The organism is Arthrobacter arnarulunnguaqae (assembly GCF_051262515.1).
Classification (GTDB): Bacteria; Actinomycetota; Actinomycetes; order Actinomycetales; family Micrococcaceae; genus Arthrobacter_N.
Genome location: NZ_JBIMER010000013.1, coordinates 1 through 16487 on the forward strand (window position 1 = coordinate 1; position 16487 = coordinate 16487).

The 16487-nt window shown below is 70.2% G+C and carries 14 protein-coding genes; 6 read left to right on the forward strand and 8 right to left on the reverse strand.

Going from position 1 to position 16487, the window contains the following annotated elements; translation table 11 throughout:
• Positions 1–24: 24 nt before the first annotated feature.
• Positions 25–528, reverse strand: coding sequence for a ferritin (locus tag ACHAAJ_RS11680; RefSeq protein WP_435728320.1), 504 nt, complete (start codon positions 526–528; stop codon positions 25–27).
• Positions 529–670: 142 nt separating this feature from the next.
• Here ACHAAJ_RS11680 and ACHAAJ_RS11685 point away from each other — a divergent pair, with 142 nt between their 5' ends.
• A complete protein-coding gene (locus tag ACHAAJ_RS11685; RefSeq protein ID WP_435728321.1) occupies positions 671–2368 on the forward strand; it encodes an ABC-F family ATP-binding cassette domain-containing protein in 1698 nt (565 codons plus the stop codon).
• 5 nt (positions 2369–2373) lie between these two features.
• Here ACHAAJ_RS11685 and ACHAAJ_RS11690 read toward each other — a convergent pair whose 3' ends face one another.
• Positions 2374–4884, reverse strand: coding sequence for a Tex family protein (locus ACHAAJ_RS11690; protein ID WP_435728322.1), 2511 nt, complete (start codon positions 4882–4884; stop codon positions 2374–2376).
• 293 nt (positions 4885–5177) lie between these two features.
• Here ACHAAJ_RS11690 and ACHAAJ_RS11695 point away from each other — a divergent pair, with 293 nt between their 5' ends.
• Both ACHAAJ_RS11695 and ACHAAJ_RS11700 read left to right on the forward strand, forming a co-directional pair.
• Positions 5178–5708 (forward strand): hypothetical protein, encoded by a 531-nt coding sequence (locus ACHAAJ_RS11695; protein ID WP_435728323.1) that lies wholly within the window; start codon positions 5178–5180, stop codon positions 5706–5708.
• A gap of 41 nt (positions 5709–5749) precedes the next feature.
• Positions 5750–6154, forward strand: a complete 405-nt coding sequence (locus ACHAAJ_RS11700) for a hypothetical protein (RefSeq protein ID WP_435728324.1) — start codon at positions 5750–5752, stop codon at positions 6152–6154.
• A gap of 39 nt (positions 6155–6193) precedes the next feature.
• Here the strand turns inward: ACHAAJ_RS11700 and ACHAAJ_RS11705 are convergent, their stop codons facing one another.
• Complete coding sequence (locus ACHAAJ_RS11705) at positions 6194–6508, reverse strand: acylphosphatase (protein WP_435728325.1); 315 nt, start codon at positions 6506–6508, stop codon at positions 6194–6196.
• A 105-nt stretch (positions 6509–6613) separates the two neighbouring features.
• Here ACHAAJ_RS11705 and ACHAAJ_RS11710 point away from each other — a divergent pair, with 105 nt between their 5' ends.
• Positions 6614–7165: a DUF1697 domain-containing protein gene (locus ACHAAJ_RS11710; protein WP_435728326.1), complete on the forward strand. Its 552-nt coding sequence runs from the start codon at positions 6614–6616 to the stop codon at positions 7163–7165.
• Between the two features lie 31 nt (positions 7166–7196).
• Here ACHAAJ_RS11710 and ACHAAJ_RS11715 read toward each other — a convergent pair whose 3' ends face one another.
• Both ACHAAJ_RS11715 and ACHAAJ_RS11720 read right to left on the reverse strand, forming a co-directional pair.
• Positions 7197–8447: an MFS transporter gene (locus ACHAAJ_RS11715; RefSeq protein ID WP_435728327.1), complete on the reverse strand. Its 1251-nt coding sequence runs from the start codon at positions 8445–8447 to the stop codon at positions 7197–7199.
• 1 nt (position 8448) lies between these two features.
• On the reverse strand, positions 8449–8991 hold the full coding sequence (locus tag ACHAAJ_RS11720; protein WP_435728328.1) for a TetR family transcriptional regulator: 543 nt from the start codon (positions 8989–8991) through the stop codon (positions 8449–8451).
• Positions 8992–9118: 127 nt separating this feature from the next.
• Between ACHAAJ_RS11720 and ACHAAJ_RS11725 the strand changes: the two genes are divergently transcribed.
• Together ACHAAJ_RS11725 and ACHAAJ_RS11730 are read left to right on the forward strand one after the other, a co-directional pair.
• Entirely contained in the window at positions 9119–10693 is a 1575-nt protein-coding gene (locus ACHAAJ_RS11725; protein WP_435728329.1) for an MFS transporter, read from the forward strand.
• A gap of 180 nt (positions 10694–10873) precedes the next feature.
• Complete coding sequence (locus tag ACHAAJ_RS11730) at positions 10874–11452, forward strand: DUF2087 domain-containing protein (RefSeq protein WP_435728330.1); 579 nt, start codon at positions 10874–10876, stop codon at positions 11450–11452.
• Here ACHAAJ_RS11730 and ACHAAJ_RS11735 read toward each other — a convergent pair.
• Genes ACHAAJ_RS11735 through nirB form a run of 3 tightly spaced genes read right to left on the reverse strand, consistent with a single transcriptional unit; the run spans position 11424 to position 16275 of the window.
• Positions 11424–12545, reverse strand: a complete 1122-nt coding sequence (locus tag ACHAAJ_RS11735) for a uroporphyrinogen-III synthase (protein ID WP_435728331.1) — start codon at positions 12543–12545, stop codon at positions 11424–11426. The two genes, ACHAAJ_RS11730 and ACHAAJ_RS11735, sit on opposite strands and share 29 nt — an antisense overlap.
• The gene (gene cobA / locus ACHAAJ_RS11740) at positions 12542–13570 is read right to left on the reverse strand and encodes a uroporphyrinogen-III C-methyltransferase (protein ID WP_435728332.1); all 1029 of its coding nucleotides are present in this window, start codon (positions 13568–13570) and stop codon (positions 12542–12544) included. Before cobA ends, ACHAAJ_RS11735 begins: the two co-directional genes overlap by 4 nt.
• Positions 13567–16275 carry a nitrite reductase large subunit NirB gene (gene nirB / locus ACHAAJ_RS11745; protein ID WP_435728333.1) on the reverse strand — a complete coding sequence of 903 codons (2709 nt, stop codon included), beginning with the start codon at positions 16273–16275 and terminating at the stop codon, positions 13567–13569. Before nirB ends, cobA begins: the two co-directional genes overlap by 4 nt.
• Positions 16276–16487: the final 212 nt, after the last annotated feature.

The following is a 16487-nucleotide window of genomic DNA, read 5'->3' on the forward strand; positions in this document are numbered from 1 at the left end:
AACAGAAGTTCGCCGGCGTCGTATTTAGGCCTTCGCGCCCTGGCGGGCGCCGAGCTCGGCGTCGAGGCTCAGCAATCCGTTGCCGTCCTCGCCGATCAGTCGTACGCGGCCAATGATCGCGTTGACCGTCGCCTCCTCCTCAAGCTGCTCCGACACGAACCAGCTGAGCATGGGTAGCGCGTCGATGTCGCCCTGCTGCTGCGCCGTGCGGTACAGGTTGCGAATGGCGTCCGACACCCGCTGCTCGTGCGTCAGCGACGATTCGAAAGCCTCCAGGACCGAAGTCGCGCTGACCGACGGCGCGTGCATCGCCCCGATGCGCGGGTGGGCCTCGCGATCCACCATGTGTGCGATGAACTTCTCCGCGTGCGCAATCTCTTCCTGTGCCTGCGTGCGGAACCATCCGGCGATGCCGGGCAGGTCCAGGAGCTCCATTTCGACGGCGAGCTGGCGGTAGACCATCGACGCCTCGAGCTCGAGGGTCACTTGGTCGTTGAATGCTGCTTCGAGCTGTCCGTTGAGGTTCATTCCATCAATCTACGGCGAATGTCCCCGAGGTTCACCGCAGTCTGGCCTTACTCACCGGGGCATCGATATTTCGGGCACACCGGCCTATCGCACCCTTTGAATGCTTGGCTAACCAAACACCGCTCACCCGTAGGATTGGTGGATGGGTCATATTGACGTCGCCGGGATTGACTACTTCCTCTCCGACGGAACACAACTGCTGAACGGTGTCTCCTTCAAGGTCGGAGACGGGAGCAAGACGGCGCTGATCGGCCCCAACGGAACCGGCAAGACGACCCTCTTCAAGGTCATCTCCGGCGACCTCGTCGCGGACGGCGGCACGGTGGGACGGTCCGGGAGCATGGGCATCATGCGCCAGTTCGTGGGCCAGGTCCGGGACGAGTCCACGGTCAGGGACCTGCTGGTCTCCGCCGCCCCGAAGTCGATTGCCGACGCGGCCGCCGAGCTCGCCGCCGCGGAGGACGCGATGCTCGCCGACCACGCGACGCCGGAGGCGGAGGAGAAGACCCAGATGCGGTACGCCCAGGCGATCGTGGACTGGGGAGACGCCGGCGGCTACGAACAGGAGACCGTCTGGGACGAGGTGTGCATGGCATCCCTCGGTATCCCCTACGAGCGCGCGCAGTACCGCGCGGCGTCCACCTTGTCCGGCGGCGAACAGAAGCGGCTGGTCCTCGAGGCGCTCTTCTCCGGCCCGGACCAGGTCCTGCTGCTCGACGAGCCGGACAACTACCTCGACGTCCCCGGCAAGCGCTGGCTCGAGGCCAAGCTCAACGATTCCAAGAAGGCCGTGCTGTTCATCAGCCACGACCGCGAGCTCCTGAACATCGCGGCGGAGCGCATCGTCACCTTGGAGCCCGGCGTCAACGGGGCCGGTGCCTGGATCCACGGCGGCGGATTCGGCACCTACGTCGAGGCCCGCGCCGACCGCAACGCCCGGTTTGAGGAACTGCGCAAGCGCTGGGACGAGGAGCACCTCAAGCTCAAGGAACTCGTCAACATGTACAAGAACAAGGCGGCGTTCCGGTCGGACATGGCCAACCGGTACCACGCCGCCCAGACCCGGCTGGCGAAGTTCCTGGAGATCGGACCGCCCGAGGCGCTGCCCATCGAACAGAACGTCAAGATGCGCCTGCGCGGCGGCCGGACCGCGAAGCGGGCCGTGGTCGCCGAGAAGCTGGAGCTCACGGGTCTGATGAAGCCGTTCTCGACCGAGATCTGGTTCGGCGACCGCGTCGGCGTCCTGGGCTCCAACGGTTCCGGCAAGTCGCACTTCCTGCGTCTGCTCGCCTCCGGGGGCACCGATCCGGAGCGCGAGCACGTTCCGGTGTCCGACGTCGTCATCGCGGAGGTTCCGCACGAGGGCTCCGTGAAACTCGGCGCCCGGATCCGCCCCGGCTACTTCGCGCAGACGCATGTGCGCCCCGACCTCGCCTCGCGGAGCCTGCTGGACATCCTGCACCGCGGCGACGAGCACCGCTCGGGCATGGCCCGGGAGGCGGCATCCGGCGCCCTGGACGGCTACGGGTTGGCGGCGCAGGCGGAGCAGTCCTTCGATTCGCTCTCCGGTGGCCAGCAGGCGCGGTTCCAGATCCTGCTGCTGCAGCTCTCCGGCGCGACGCTCCTGCTGCTCGACGAGCCCACCGACAACCTCGACCTGCACTCCGGCGAGGCACTGGAGCGAGCGATCGACGCGTTCGAGGGCACAGTCCTCGCGGTGACCCACGACCGCTGGTTCGCGAAGTCCTTCGACCGGTTCCTGGTCTTCGGGTCCAACGGCAAGGTCTACGAGTCCGAGGAACCGGTCTGGGACGAGGCGCGGGTACAGCGCGAGCGGTAGGGCACTCAGGCCAGCCCGGCGCGTTTGAGGGCCTCGGCCAGCGCCGTGTCGGCCGTCGGGGTCGCCGGCTTGCCAGGAACGGCCCGGGGACGTCCACGCACGACGTCGGCGCGCGGCACCTTCGTCCTCGGGCCCGCTTTCTCGATGGGCACGCCACCGACGTCGTTCCCCGGCGCCTTCGCGCCCGCCCCGCGTCCGGCGTCGTGCCGGGTTTTCCGTGCGTCGCCCACCTCGTCGTCGAGGCGCAGCGTGAGGGAAATGCGCTTGCGGGCCGCGTCGACCTCGAGCACCTTGACCTTGACGACCTGGCCGGACCGGACGACCTCCCGCGGATCAGAGACGAAGCCGTTGCTGAGCGCCGAGACGTGGACCAATCCGTCCTGGTGGACGCCGATGTCGACGAACGCGCCGAAAGCCGCCACGTTGGAGACCGTTCCCTCCAACACCATCCCGGGCGCCAGGTCGCCGATCTTCTCGACGCCCTCCTTCAGGGACGCGGTGGCGAAGTCGGGGCGAGGGTCCCGGCCGGGCCGGGAAAGTTCCGCCATGACGTCGCGGACGGTCGGAAGGCCGAACCTGTCGTCCACGAATCCGGCCGGGTCCAACCGCGCCAGCGCTTCGGAGGCCGTTCCCGGCGTGGCCCGGGCCACGGTCAGTCCGGCAGTGTCCAGGATCCGCTGGGCCAGGCCGTAGGCCTCGGGGTGGACGGCAGAGGCGTCGAGGCGGTTGCGCCCGCCGGCGACCCGCAGAAAGCCCGCGCACTGTTCAAGCGCCTTCGCGCCGAGCCGCGGCACCTTCTTCAGCTCCGCCCGCGAGGCGAAGGGGCCGTTGGCGTCCCGGTATTCCACGATGTTCCGGCTCAGCGTCCCGCCGACCCCGGCGACGCGCGCCAACAGCGCGGGCGACGCGGTGTTGACGTCCACCCCGACCGCGTTGACGCAGTCCTCGACGACGGCGTCCAGGGAGCGGTCCAGCTTGGCCGGCGAGAGGTCGTGCTGATACTGGCCGACGCCGATCGCCTTGGGCTCGATCTTCACCAGCTCGGCCAGCGGGTCCTGGAGCCTGCGCGCTATCGAGACGGCGCCGCGCAGCGACACGTCCAGGTCCGGGAGTTCCGCGCTCGCAAGTGCGGACGCGGAGTAGACGGAGGCCCCCGCCTCGGACACGATCACCTTCGCGGGCGCCGCACCCGCGGACGGGTCGGCGGCCGCCGGGCCGACGAAGGCCGGATTCTTGGCCAGCCGGGCCAGCAGCTCGCCGGCGAGCTTGTCGGTTTCGCGGCTGGCGGTGCCGTTGCCGACCGCCACCAAAGCCGTGGCGTGGCGGACGGCCAGTGCCTCGAGCGTCGCCAGGGACTCGTCCCACCTTTTCGCGGGAGCATGCGGGTAGATCGTCGCGGTGTCCACGACCTTGCCGGTTCCGTCGACGACGGCGACCTTCACGCCCGTGCGCAGCCCCGGATCCAGCCCGAGCACCGCACGGTTTCCCGCCGGGGCGGCGAGCAGCACGTCGCGCAGGTTCGCGGCGAAGACGCGGATCGCCTCGTCCTGGGCGGCGTCGAACAGCCGTGTGCGGAGGTCGGATTCGATCCGGGACAGCAACGTCCGCTTCCAGGCCAGCTTCACCGTCTGCGCCAGCCACTCGCCCGCGGGGCCGTCTGCCGGCCCGCGGATGCCCAGGGACCGCGCGACCGCGCCCTCACACCGCTGCCGGGCGGCGGCCAGCGACGCGTCGTCCCGGGGGTCGGCCTCGGCGATCTCGAGGGACAGCGCGCCGTCGCGCTCGCCGCGAAGCAGCGCCAACACGCGGTGGCTGGGCAGCTTGTCGGGCGCCTGGGCGAAATCGACATAGTCGGAGAACTTCGCGGCGTCCGCCCCGGCCTTGGGCGAGGCCTTGGGCGAGGCCTTCGAACGCAGCCGTCCCCGCGTCCATACCCGCTCGCGGAGTTCCGAGACCAGCGCGGCGTCCTGCCCTGCGCGTTCCGTGAGGATCGCACGGGCGCCCGCCAGCGCATCCGCCGGCGCCTCGAACCCGGGCGCCAGGTGGCGCGCCGCCGTCGTCTCCGGATCCAACCGCGCATTGTTGAGCAGCGCGTCGGCCAGCGACTCCAGGCCGGCCTCGCGGGCGAGCTGCGCCTTGGTGCGCCGCTTCGACTTGTAGGGGAGGTAGAGGTCCTCGAGTTCGGCCTTCGTGACGGCCCGTACGACGGCGTTGCGCAGGTCCGCGGTCAACGCACCCTGCTCTTCGATTGCCTGCAGGACGGTGGCGCGCCGGTCCTCCAGCTCGCGGAGATAGCGCAGGCGCTCCTCAAGGTCGCGCAGCTGGGCGTCGTCCAGCGTGCCCGTGGCTTCCTTGCGGTAGCGGGCGACGAACGGGACGGTGGCCCCGCCGTCGAGCAGCTCGACGGCGGCCCGGACGCGCCATAGCTCGACGCCGAGTTCGTCGGCAATGGTCTGTTCGATGCTGGCGGGACGCCCGGTGGCGGCTCGGTGCTGGGATTTCTCGGCGGTACTCACCCGGTCTAGTTTGCCGGAAGTATGGCTGGCAGACCGGAAACGGCGGTACGTCACCGGATCTGGCCGTACGAAGGCCGCCACAGGAATTGATGCACTTGCCCCTCAAACCTGTGGATAAGTCGATGTTCGTGTGGGATGGCCTGCCAGCATGGATCCATCGAAGGGAGATGGACATGGAGTTATATCGGGAAGGCACAGCCCCCGTACCGCCGCCCACTGACGATCGGAACGGCCAGCCGTGGACGGAAGAGGAGCATCTGCGGCTGTTGGGCCGTGTGCGCCAGGGAGCGGATATGGCTGACCTCGCCGAGGCGGTCCACCGGAAGCAGGTGGCGGTGACGCGGCGGCTTCGCCTCATGTTGCCACTCGAGCACCGCGGCTGCCCCGCCGACCAGGTGCTGGATGCGGCCAGACGGGCCTTGGCATCGGAGGACTACGACTGGCGGACGGCGCTGTTGCTCAGTCCTCCGCCGCGCCCCGTGGTCAATCCACCGCAGATTGTCCGGTCCGGGATCGCGGGACTCGAGGATGAAGACCTGGTGACCACCGCATTCGCTCTACTACGAACCCCGGGCCTGAGGTGCGGGCGCCTCCTGGGGGAAGTCGGCGCCGAGGTTGTCCGGCGCAGAGGCACCTTCCGCCAGTTGGTCGACATCGTCGAGGACCACCTCTGTCTCATGGGCGTGGGCGGCGCGGAGAACCTCGACCGCGCGGCCGTAGCGTGGATCCGGGCGGCGGAGGGTTGGACGGCGGAGACGCGTTGGGCCGACCCGTGGGGCAACGGCCACGACGAAACGGGGTGGGAGCGTGCCTCCGGTTGGTGACCGCCGTTCGCCGCGTCGCCGCCACCGCCTACGATTGATGCATGCTCCACATTTCGAAAAGCCTCGCACTGCCCATCCTTCTCGCCGCGGCCGGACTCGGGTTGGTTGGATGCGCCCAGGCCGAGGATGCCGTGCGCGATGCGGCAAGCGGAGCGGTGGACCAGGCCAGCGAAGCGGCATCGGAGGCAGCCGGCTCGGGGCGCGAGGCCTTGATCGCGCAATTGTGCAAGCCGGTCGAGGACGGCAAGGTCAGCGCCGAGGACGTCAGGCTGCTGGGTGGCCTGCTGGACGCCGGCCGGGCCGCGGGTCTGCCCGATGAGATCCTCGATCCGGCCCAGGGGCTGGCCGACTCCGGGGACCAGGCGGGTGGCGAGACCACCGCCGACCTGGAACAGTCGCTCAAGGACGCCTGCGCGAAGGCCACCGGCGGAGAAACAACAAACTAAGGCAGCCCCGCCTGACGACCAGGCAAACGCGAGCGGCCGCTACCTCGTGTCGAAACCGGACAAGTCGCCCTTGGGTTCCACCCAAAGAACCTCCACGGAACCGACCCGTCCAGGAGTCCGGTCCGATTCCAACCACTCTAGGAGCGCATCGAGTGCGCGCCGGGATCCCTCGGCCACCACGCGTACGGAACCGTTCCGCAGGTTGACCGCCTCGCCAACCAGCCCGAGGCCGACGGCCGTTTCCCTTGCCGTGTAGCGGAAACCTACACCTTGGACCCGCCCGGTCACGGTCGCCTCGAGGCGGATGTCCGCGTCGCCGTCCCGGCTGATCGATCCCTCGGATGTGTTCGCCATGCGACCAGTGTCGCACCGGGATTCGGGCCGATCGAGCGCGCCGAACACCGGATCCGTGCCGCGGCGCCGCTTGTTGCCGCGCGTCCGCTGGTGAAGAATGCACGCATGCCTACCTATGCGGTGTTTCTCCGGGGCGTCAACGTCGGCGGGATCCGCATCGCCATGCCGGATCTGCGGCGCGTCCTCACCGATGCGGGTTTCCACAACGTCTCCACGCTCCGCGCCACGGGCAACGTGGTCCTGGACGCCTCGATGCCAGACGCAAGCACGGTCAAGAAGGACGTGGAGGCGGCCCTCCGGACGGGACTCGACTACGACGCCTGGGTAATCGTGAAGACACCCGGACAGGTCGCCGAGATCGTCGACGGCTACCCGTTCACGGCTCCGGACGACGGCGTCGCCCGCCACGCGTACGCCATCCTGACCACGAGCGCGGAGACGGTCCGCGAGGCCGTCGCCGCCTGTCCCGAACCGTCGCCCGAGGAGCGCTTCAAGGGTGTCGGGGATGTCCTGTATTGGGAGGTTCCCCGGGGCAACACGCTCGATTCGAAGCTGGCCAGGCAGCTCGGCCGCGTCCGCTACAAACCGCTGGCCACGACGCGCAACCTGAACACGATGCGCAAGGTTTTGGCCAGATGCGAGCCCGCCGGTTCCTGACGCGCCGCCGGATCACCGATTCGGGTGTTCCCTACGTTCCGTGCCCACCGTGCCGCGCGGGCGGCGCGTCCTCGATCCGGCGCGGGCCGTTGATCATCGCCGCCCCGATCAGCAACACCACGATGCAGACGCCGAGCATCGAGAAGGAGGCGCCCCAACCGCCCGTTGCGTCGCGGACGACACCGAAAACCAGCGGGACGAGGGCGGCCCCGGCGTAGCCCAACCCCTGGCTGAACCCGGACAGCACGCCGGAACCGTAGGTGGTGCGCGACCGGAGATTCATCATCAACAGTGCCATCGCAAACGTTCCCTGGCCGAGCCCCGCGAAGGTCACCCAGACCCAGGTTCCCGATGTCGGCGAGAAGAAGTTTCCCGTGTGTCCCACGATCCAGCACGCCACGAAAAGTCCGACGGCGACGATCGGGTGGCGCATCCGCGGTACCCACAGCGGCACCAAGAGACTGACGGGCAACCCGAGGATGGCGAAATAGGCCAGCGCGCTGCCCGCCGTCGCCGGGTCCAGCCCCTGGGAGATCAGGTAGGGCGGGAGCCACGTGAAGTAGACGTACGTCTGGGCCGAATTGCCGGCCAGGAAGATGGCCAGGCCCCACGCCACCGGCGAGCGCCATGGGTTCAACTGGTCCTCCCGGGCGACGCGGACGGCCGCGGGCCGCGCCGGCGTGCCGCCACTTTGGTGCCGCCGGCGGTCGCCGAGGAGTTGGACGGCCCACGGCACGAGCACCACTCCGCTCGCCAGGGACCAGAAGGCGATCGAGAACCTCCAGTCGACGGCGTCGGCGAGGGGCACGGCGAACTGCGGACTCATGGCCGTTCCGATGGCCAGCATCGTGACGTATCCGGCCGTGACGACGGCCATGCGGTCCGGGAAATAGCGCTTCACCAGCGGCGGAAGCACCACGTTGCCGATCCCGTAGCCGGCCATCGTGACCGCCGATAGTCCCAGGAAAGGAACCACCCCGCCCACCATGGAGCGGCCAAGCTGTCCGAAGACGGCGAGCACCACGGCCCCGAGCAGGACGCGTTCCAGTCCCCACCGCGTGATCATCCGCGGCGTCGCCAACCCGAAGGCCGCGAAGACGATCGGGGCCAGCATGGCCAGCATCCCAATGCTGAAGGAGTCGAACCCCAACTCCGGGCCCAGCCGACCGAGCAACGGCGGCACGGCGACGACGGCGGCGCGCAGGCTCAGCGCCATCGCCAGGATGCCGAACAACGCCGCGATCCGCCCGCGCCATGGCTGGCGTGGCAGTCTGAACGCCACGTCAGATGCCCGACTTCAGGCGATCGACCTGATGCAGCAGGTCCTCCAGCGAACCGGTGGCCCTCCCGAAGTAGGGGGTCCCCGGCATGGTCGAGTGATAGTAGAGTCCCTCGCCGATCAGCATGATGGCCTCCGCCGCGTGCGGGTCGCCCACCTCGTGGCGAATCAGGTCGAACCACCCCCCGTGGACGGTGTCCAGCGCATCGGTGGCGGCTTGGAAGGAACCGGCGGCAAGCCGGAGCGCGGCGGCGTAGCTGGTGTCCAGCGTCGACCCCGTCTGCACGGAGGTCCTGACGAAGTACCGGGAAGCGCCTTCCTCGGCCGCGGCCATCGTCCGAACATCGTCGGCGGCGGCCTGAAGGAGTCGCTCGACGACGGCGTCGGCCAGCGAGTCCTTGGACTTGAAATGGTAGAGGAGCCCGCCCTTGGAAACCCCGGCGAGCGCGGCGGTGGCGTCCAGTGTGGCAGCCCGCTCGCCGTCGCTGCGCAGCAGTTCGCAGTAGGCGTCGAGGACCTTCTCCTTGGCCGCAGGTGGTCGAGACATGCCTGAAACTCTAGCCCGGCGGCACGTGTTCAACGTCATCGTCGGACATCTTGAACCATACCGTCTAGACGGTATAGTTATAGAGGGGCGCCCGCCCCGACTCCGCCACTTCGCACAGGACGCCTCGATGACCATCCGCCAGCCACCGCTCCGGCACGACGCTCCCCGGCACCCCCAACCGGGCCGGGTCCGCCGCTGGGCCGCGCTTGCCGTGCTGATGTTTCCCGTCCTTCTCGTCTCGGTCGACAACACGGTGCTCAGCTTCGCCGTACCCGCCCTCACGGCCGCGCTGAGCCCCACCGGCCCGCAGCTGCTCTGGATCATCGACGTCTACCCGCTGGTGCTCGCCGGCCTGCTGGTGCCCATGGGCGCGCTCGGCGACCGCTTCGGCCGCCGTCGGCTGCTGCTGATCGGCGGCACCGGCTTCGCCGCCGTTTCGGCTTTGGCCGCCTACGCGCCGGGCGCCGAAGAGTTGATCGCCGCCCGTGCCCTGCTCGGCTTCTTCGGAGCCATGCTGATGCCGGCCACGCTCTCGCTGATCCGCAACATCTTCGTCGACGCCCACGAACGGCGCATCGCGATCGCCGTTTGGGCTGCCGGCTTCTCCGGCGGCGCCGCCCTGGGACCGCTGCTCGGCGGATCCCTACTCGAACACTTCTGGTGGGGATCGGTATTCCTGCTGGCCGTGCCGATGCTGCTTCCGCTGCTGGTCGCCGGCCCGCTGCTGGTGCCCGAATCCCGCGACCCGCGGCCGGCCCCCGTGGATCCGGCGGGCATCCTGCTGGCCGTCGGAACCCTGGCCCCGATCGTCTTCGGCATCAAGGAGGCGACCACGGCCCATTCCGCACTGGTCCCGGTGCTGGCCATCACCGTCGGCGTGTCCTCCGGCACGCTGTTCGTCCGGCGCCAACTCGCCCGGCCCAACCCGATGCTGGACGTGCGGCTGTTCCGCAACCCCGTTTTCACCGGCGCACTCTCGGTGAACCTGCTGAGTGTGTTCGCGCTCGTCGGGTTCATCTACTTCCTCTCGCAGCACCTCCAACTGATCGCCGGCCACTCCCCCATCGAGGCCGGACTGCTGATGCTGCCCGGACTGGCGCTGACCGTCGCGTTCGGCTTCCTCGCCGTGCCGCTGGTGCGCCGTTTCCGCACGTCTTGCGTCGTCGTCGCCGGGTTGGGGCTGAACGCCACCGCCTACGCGATCGTTTTCGCGTTCGGTCAGTCCGGTTCCGTGCCGGCCCTGATGCTGGCCTTCAGCGTGCTCGGTGCGGGCGTCGGGATGGCTGAGACGATCTCCAACGACCTGGTCCTGTCGGCGGTTCCCCCCGCCAAGGCAGGGGCCGCCTCCGCGATTTCCGAAACCGCCTACGAGGTCGGCTCGGTCATGGGAACCGCGGTGCTCGGTTCGATCCTGAACGCCGTGTACACCGCCCGACTCGTGCTGCCCGGGGACCTCGCCGCCGCCCAGGCCGAGGCGGCCCGCCAGACGCTCGGCGGCGCCCACCGCGTGGCGGACGGGCTCGGTCCCACCCAGCCCGCCGTGGCCGAGCAGCTGCGCGACGCCGCCGCGCTGGCCTTCGACACCGGCGTCGTGTTCACCGCTGCGATCGCCGTGGTGCTGACGCTGCTGGCAGCGGTGATCGTTCACCGCTCATTGCGCGGGCAGCGACTCGCCGGGGACGAACTCGACGCCGGTCTTTGACGGGTCCGGAAAACCGTGTCATGGTGATGGCGGCGCGACCCGGCGCCGAGCCGTCGCGGTGTCCCCAGCACCCGCGTGACGGCAAAGGGGAGAGCATCCTCGGGTCGGACCCGCCCCTTGTTGTTCCATGTCGGGCTGTCGTAGCGCGCTGGGGGCGGATGCGCGGCCCCGAGGTGGAAAATGACAAGAGACCGCGACTTCAAGAATCTGGTCCGACGGCGCATGGCCGAGACCGGCGAGACCTACGCCGCCGCCCGGGCCAACCTCCGCCCCGACCGCGGTGCGGCGCCGGCCAACGACCCGGTGAAACTGCCCGGCGACGCCATCGACCATGCGCTTCTGGCCGCCCGAACCGAGCAGGACCGACTGGTCCGCCCCTACTTCGACGGCCCTCTCCTGCGCTCGATCCCCGCGCGCCGCAAAGCACGCGCCGCCGTCCTGTTGGACCTGCTCGCGGGTTTCCGACCCGGCCGAACCTACTCCGAAACCGAGGTCAACACGGTGCTGGGGCGCGCGCACAACGACGTCGCCTTCCTCCGCCGCGAACTCGTGAACTACCGATATCTCGCGCGCGACGGACGCGGCAGCTATTGGGTGTGCCGGCAGGTGCCCGAACGCGACTCCCAGGAAGCCCAGGAGACGAGCGGCTGGGAGAAGCTGTGGCTGCCCCGGTTCCTCGCCGGCCAGACAGCGGCACCGGCCGCGGAAACGGCAACAACGCCGGCACCGGCTACACGTTCAACCGGTACCCCCGCTTGATCACGGTGGCGACGAGCTTGCCCTCGGGGAGCGCCTGCCGCAGGCGGCTGACCGCCATATCCAGCGCGTGGTCGCCCTGCCCCTCGGGCAGGATCCCGACCAGCTCGCTGCGCGGCAGGACGGCGCCCTGCGCGTCGGCCAGCGCCCGGAACAACGCCAGCTGGGACGCGCTGAGTTCGCTCCGGACGCCGCCGAGCTCCACCGCGTTGCCGCGCACGCTGCACTGGCCCAGCGCGGTATCGATGCGGTGGGTCCCGCGCCCGGACAGGTGCTCGACGATCTGCCGGATCATCGCGCCCATCCGGTAGCGTTCGGGCACCAACGGCTCGATGCCCGCATCCAGCAGCGGCTGCGCCGTCACCGGGCCCACGGCGGCCGCGGTCAGCGTGGACTGGAACGCCTCCACCAACGGCCAGTAGCGGTCGCGTGCCTGGGCCGCGCTCCACAGCGCGTCGACGGCCGGCGCGGACGTGAACGTCATGACGTCGAGCCCGCCGCTGCACGCGGCGTCGATCAACCGGTCGACCTTCTCCTCGCTGTCCTCCGGGGCGACCCAGCGGTACGGCGACACCGTCAGCACCGTGGCGCCGGCCGCACGGAGACGCTCCAGCCCCTCGAGGTCGGCGTAGCCGTGGAGCTGGACCGCGACGGTCTTGCCGGAGACACCGGCGTCGATGACGTTCCGCACCAGCGTGGCGGTGCGTTCGTCCTCGCTGATCCCCTCGTCGTTGAAACCCGCCGCGCGCACCGCGCCGCGGGCCTTGGGCCCACGCACGTGGATCCTGGCCGTCTCCAGGACGTCCGCCAGCTCCTCCCCCATCCCATGGGCGTCCGCCGCCTCGATCCAGCGCCGCATCCCGTAGGCGGTGGTGACCAGCAGGAACTCCGGCTCCGCCGCGATGATCGCCTGGGTCTCGGCGACCAGCTCGGCATCCTCCGCCACGGGCTCGATCCGGAGCACGGGCGCGTGCAGCACGCAGGCTCCGCGGCGCACCAGAGCGTCGATCAGGTCCTCGGAGCGCCGATCGGACGTGACCCCGATCCGGAAGCCCTCCAGGCTTTGCTCACCGGGCACCCCCGGAACCACGCTCATCGCCGCGCCCCGACGGGAAACCCGGCAACCTCGGCGGCCTCCGCCGCGCCGCCGACGGCGACGACATCGCCGATCACCACGACGGCCGGGGACGAGCAGCCCGCAAGTGCCGCGGCGACGACCAGCCTGTCCAGGCGGGCCACCGTGCTGCGCTGCGTGTCGCTGAACCCGCGCTCGACGACGGCGGCAGGCGTCGCCGGGTCCAGCCCGTGCCGCAGCAGCCCGCCGACGGTCTGCGGCAGGGTGCCCACGCCCATGAGGATGACGATGGTGCTGCGCAGCCCCGCGAGGTGCTCCAGCTCCGACTCGCCGAACGGTTCGTGCCCCGAGGCGACCGTGAACATGCGGCTCACGCCGCGATGTGTCACGGGGATGCCGGACGCGCCCGGCACGGACACCGCGCTGGTGATGCCGGGAACCACGGTGACGGGGATCCCCGCCGCGACGCACGCCGCGACCTCCTCGCCTCCGCGCCCGAAGACGAACGGGTCCCCGCCCTTGAGCCGGACCACGGCCTTGCCGGTGAGCGCCGCCTCCACGATCATCGACTCGATCCGCGCCTGCGGCACCTTGTGGTGCCCCGGGAGCTTCCCGACGTCGACCAACTCGGCGCCGGGCGCCAGCGAGGCGACCGTGCCGTATGGTCCCAACCGGTCGTAGAACACGACGTCGGCGCGGCCGAGCGCCTCGGCGCCGCGCACGGTGACCAGGTCCGCGGCTCCCGGTCCCCCGCCGACCAAGGCCACGGTGCCGGTGGTGGCCGCCGCGGGTTCGCGGACCAGCATCAGGCGGCGTTCGCGGCACAGCGCCGGCAGGACGTCCCAGCCGGGCCGGCCGTCGTCGACCGCTACCAGCAGGCTGGCGCGCCCCAGGGTCGGCGACAGCGAGGCGAGGTCGGACGGGGCGACGGCGCTGCGCACGTCCGCGCCCATGGCCCGGTAGCGTGCGGTCGCGCGGCGGGCCGCCTCCAGGCGTCCGCAGACGACGACGGTGTGGCCGGTCAGTTCCAGCGTGCCGGCGATCACGGGGTCGCCCCGACGCCGGCGCCCTGCGGGCCCACCGGGATGGTGTCCCCGAGCGGCACGGGGCCGGCCGGCCGGCGCTGCCCGCGCTCTTCGACGTAGTCCAGCGAGTCGTCCTTCTGGTCCGGCGCGTTCACGAAGGAGCGGAAGCGGCGGAGCCGGTCGGGGTCCGCCAGGGTGGCCGCCCACTCGTCCTCGTAGGCGTCGACGTGGCGGGCCATGGCCGCCTCGAGGTCCGCGCCCAGGCCGAGCGAGTCCTCGACGACGACGGAGCGGACGTGGTCGATCCCGCCGTCGAGGTCCTCCATCCAGCGTGCGGTGCGCTGCAGCCGGTCCGCCGTGCGGATGTAGTACATCAGGTAGCGGTCGACGTACTTCAGCAACGTGTCGTCGTCGAGGTCCTTGGCGAGCAGCTGGGCGTGGGCCGGGTTGGCCCCGCCGTTGCCCCCGACGTAGAGGTTCCAGCCGTCGGCCGTGGCGATCACGCCCACGTCCTTGCCACGGGCCTCGGCGCACTCTCGGGCACAGCCGGAGACGCCCATCTTGAACTTGTGCGGCGCCCGCAGGCCGCGGTAGCGCAGCTCCATGGCGATGCCCATGGCGACCGAGTCCTGCACGCCGAAACGGCACCACGTGGATCCGACGCACGTCTTCACGTTGCGCAGCGACTTGCCGTAGGCCTGGCCGGATTCGAAGCCGGCCTCGACGAGTTCCTTCCAGATCTCCGGCAGCTGCTCCAGGCGGGCGCCGAACATGTCGATCCTGAGCGCGCCGGTGAGCTTCGTGTAGAGGTTGTACTTCCCGGCGACGCGGGCGATCACGCCCAGCTTCTCCGGGGTGATCTCGCCGCCGGGGATGCGCGGGACCACGGAGTACGTGCCGTTCTTCTGCATGTTGGCCAGCGCGCGGTCGTTGGTGTCCTGCAGTCCGCCGAGCCCGCCGTCGAGCGGGTAGCCGGAGTGCTGCGACGCGAGGATGGAGGCGATTGCGGGCTTGCAGATGTCGCAGCCCAGCCCGGTGCCGAAGCGCTCCATGACGGCGTCGAAGGACGCGAGGCCGGCCAGCTGGACGGCTTCGAAGAGCTCCGCGCGGGACAGTTCGACGTGTTCGCACATGGACTTGGAGACCTCGACGCCGCCCTTGACGAGCTCCTTTTCCAGAAGCTTCTTGAGCATCGGCACGCAGGACCCGCACTGGGTACCGGCGCGGGTGCAGGCCTTCAGCCCGCCGAGGTCCTGAACGGGGTCGTTTTCCTCGCAGGTCCCGCAGCCTCCCACGGCGTCGCGGATGGAGCCGGCGGAGACGTTGTTGCAGGAGCAGAGGATGGCGTCGTCGGGCAGTTCGGTGTCCGGGGCGTCCCCGCCTCCGGCGGCGGAGAGGTAGGCGCCGGGTTCGGCGGGGAGTTCCCGGCCCAGGAGCGGCCGCAGCGATGTGTACGGGGCGGCGTCGCCGACGAAGATGCCGCCGAGAAGGGTCTTCGCGTCGTCGGTGACGACGATCTTCTGGTAGACGCCGCGCGCCGGGTCGGCGTAGACGACCTCCAGCGCGCCGTCCGCCTTGGCGAACGCGTCGCCGAAGCTGGCCACGTCGACGCCGGAGAGCTTCAGCTTGGTGGCGGTGTCGAATCCGCCGAAGGAGGCGTCGCCGCCGGAGAGCCGGTCCGCGACGATCTCCGCCATCGTGTTGGCGGGGGCGACCAGGCCGATGCACAGGCCCCCGAAGTTCGCGACCTCGCCGACGGCCCAGACGTGCTCGACGTCGGTGGCGCAGGTTTCGTCGATGACGATGCCGCCGCGGGCACCCATGCGGAACACGGGGACGAAGTCCTCGTCGCCGAGTTCGTCCGCCGGCTTCCCGGCCGCCGCGGCGGCCTCTTCCTTGGCGCGGGCGTTGAGCGTGCGGGCGATCTCGTCGCGGGGCCGGACGCCGATCGAGACGACCACCATGTCGGCGTCGATGATGCGTCCGTCGGCCATTTCGACGCCGACAACGCGGGTTTCGCCGTCGTGTTCCTCGGTGAGCACCGCCTTCGGGAAGACGCCGCCGTGGACCTCCAGGCCCTTGCCGGCGACGAGCCTGCCCATGGCCTGACCGGCGCCCTCGTCCAGCTGCGTGCCCATGAGCCAGTTGCCGCCGTCGATGACGATGGGTTTCGCGCCGAGGGACTGCAACCCGGCGGCCGCCTCCAGCCCCAGCAGTCCGCCGCCGATCGTCACGGCGTTGATCGCGCGCCCGAGCTTTTCGGTGAGTTCGGCGACCTGCCCGTTGATGGACCAGACGTCCTCCAGCGTGCGGTAGACGTGGGTGTGCTCGTTGCCCGGGATCGGGAGCGTCGCCGCGTTGGAGCCGGTGGCGAGGACCAGCTCGTCGTAGGCGTGGCGCCCACCGTCGGCCGTGACGACCTCCCGCGCCGCGAGGTCCATGTCGACGGCGCGGGCACCGGTGACGAGCGTGACGGCGTCGTTGTCCCACAGGCTCCCGCCCAGGGTGAGGTCGACGCCCGGTTCGGTGAGGGCCTTGCTGAGTGCGACGCGGTCGTACGGGAGGTGGGTTTCCTCGGTCAGGACGGTGACCCTGGTTCCGTCGAGGCCGCGCGCCGCGATGGCCTCGGTGAAGCGGTGCGCCGCGGGGCCGCCGCCGATCACCACGATCCGGCGCTCGCCGTCCGTGCTGCCGAAGGTGCTCGTCTTGCCGGATGCTGTGCTCATGGTGTCCTCGCTCGTGGTGGTCCGTCTGGGGACAAGCCTAGGAAGCGGCGTTTGCCCCCCAATTACCCCCGCGTTTCATTCGCAATACATTGTTTTCCGGGATCCGCGGGTTTCCGGTGAACCGCCGGAAACAAGGCCGAAACAAGGGCGCCAAGCCGCCGCCGGAAGCCCTCACGGGCAGATTCGCCGGTGCGTGAGAGTGGATTTACCGG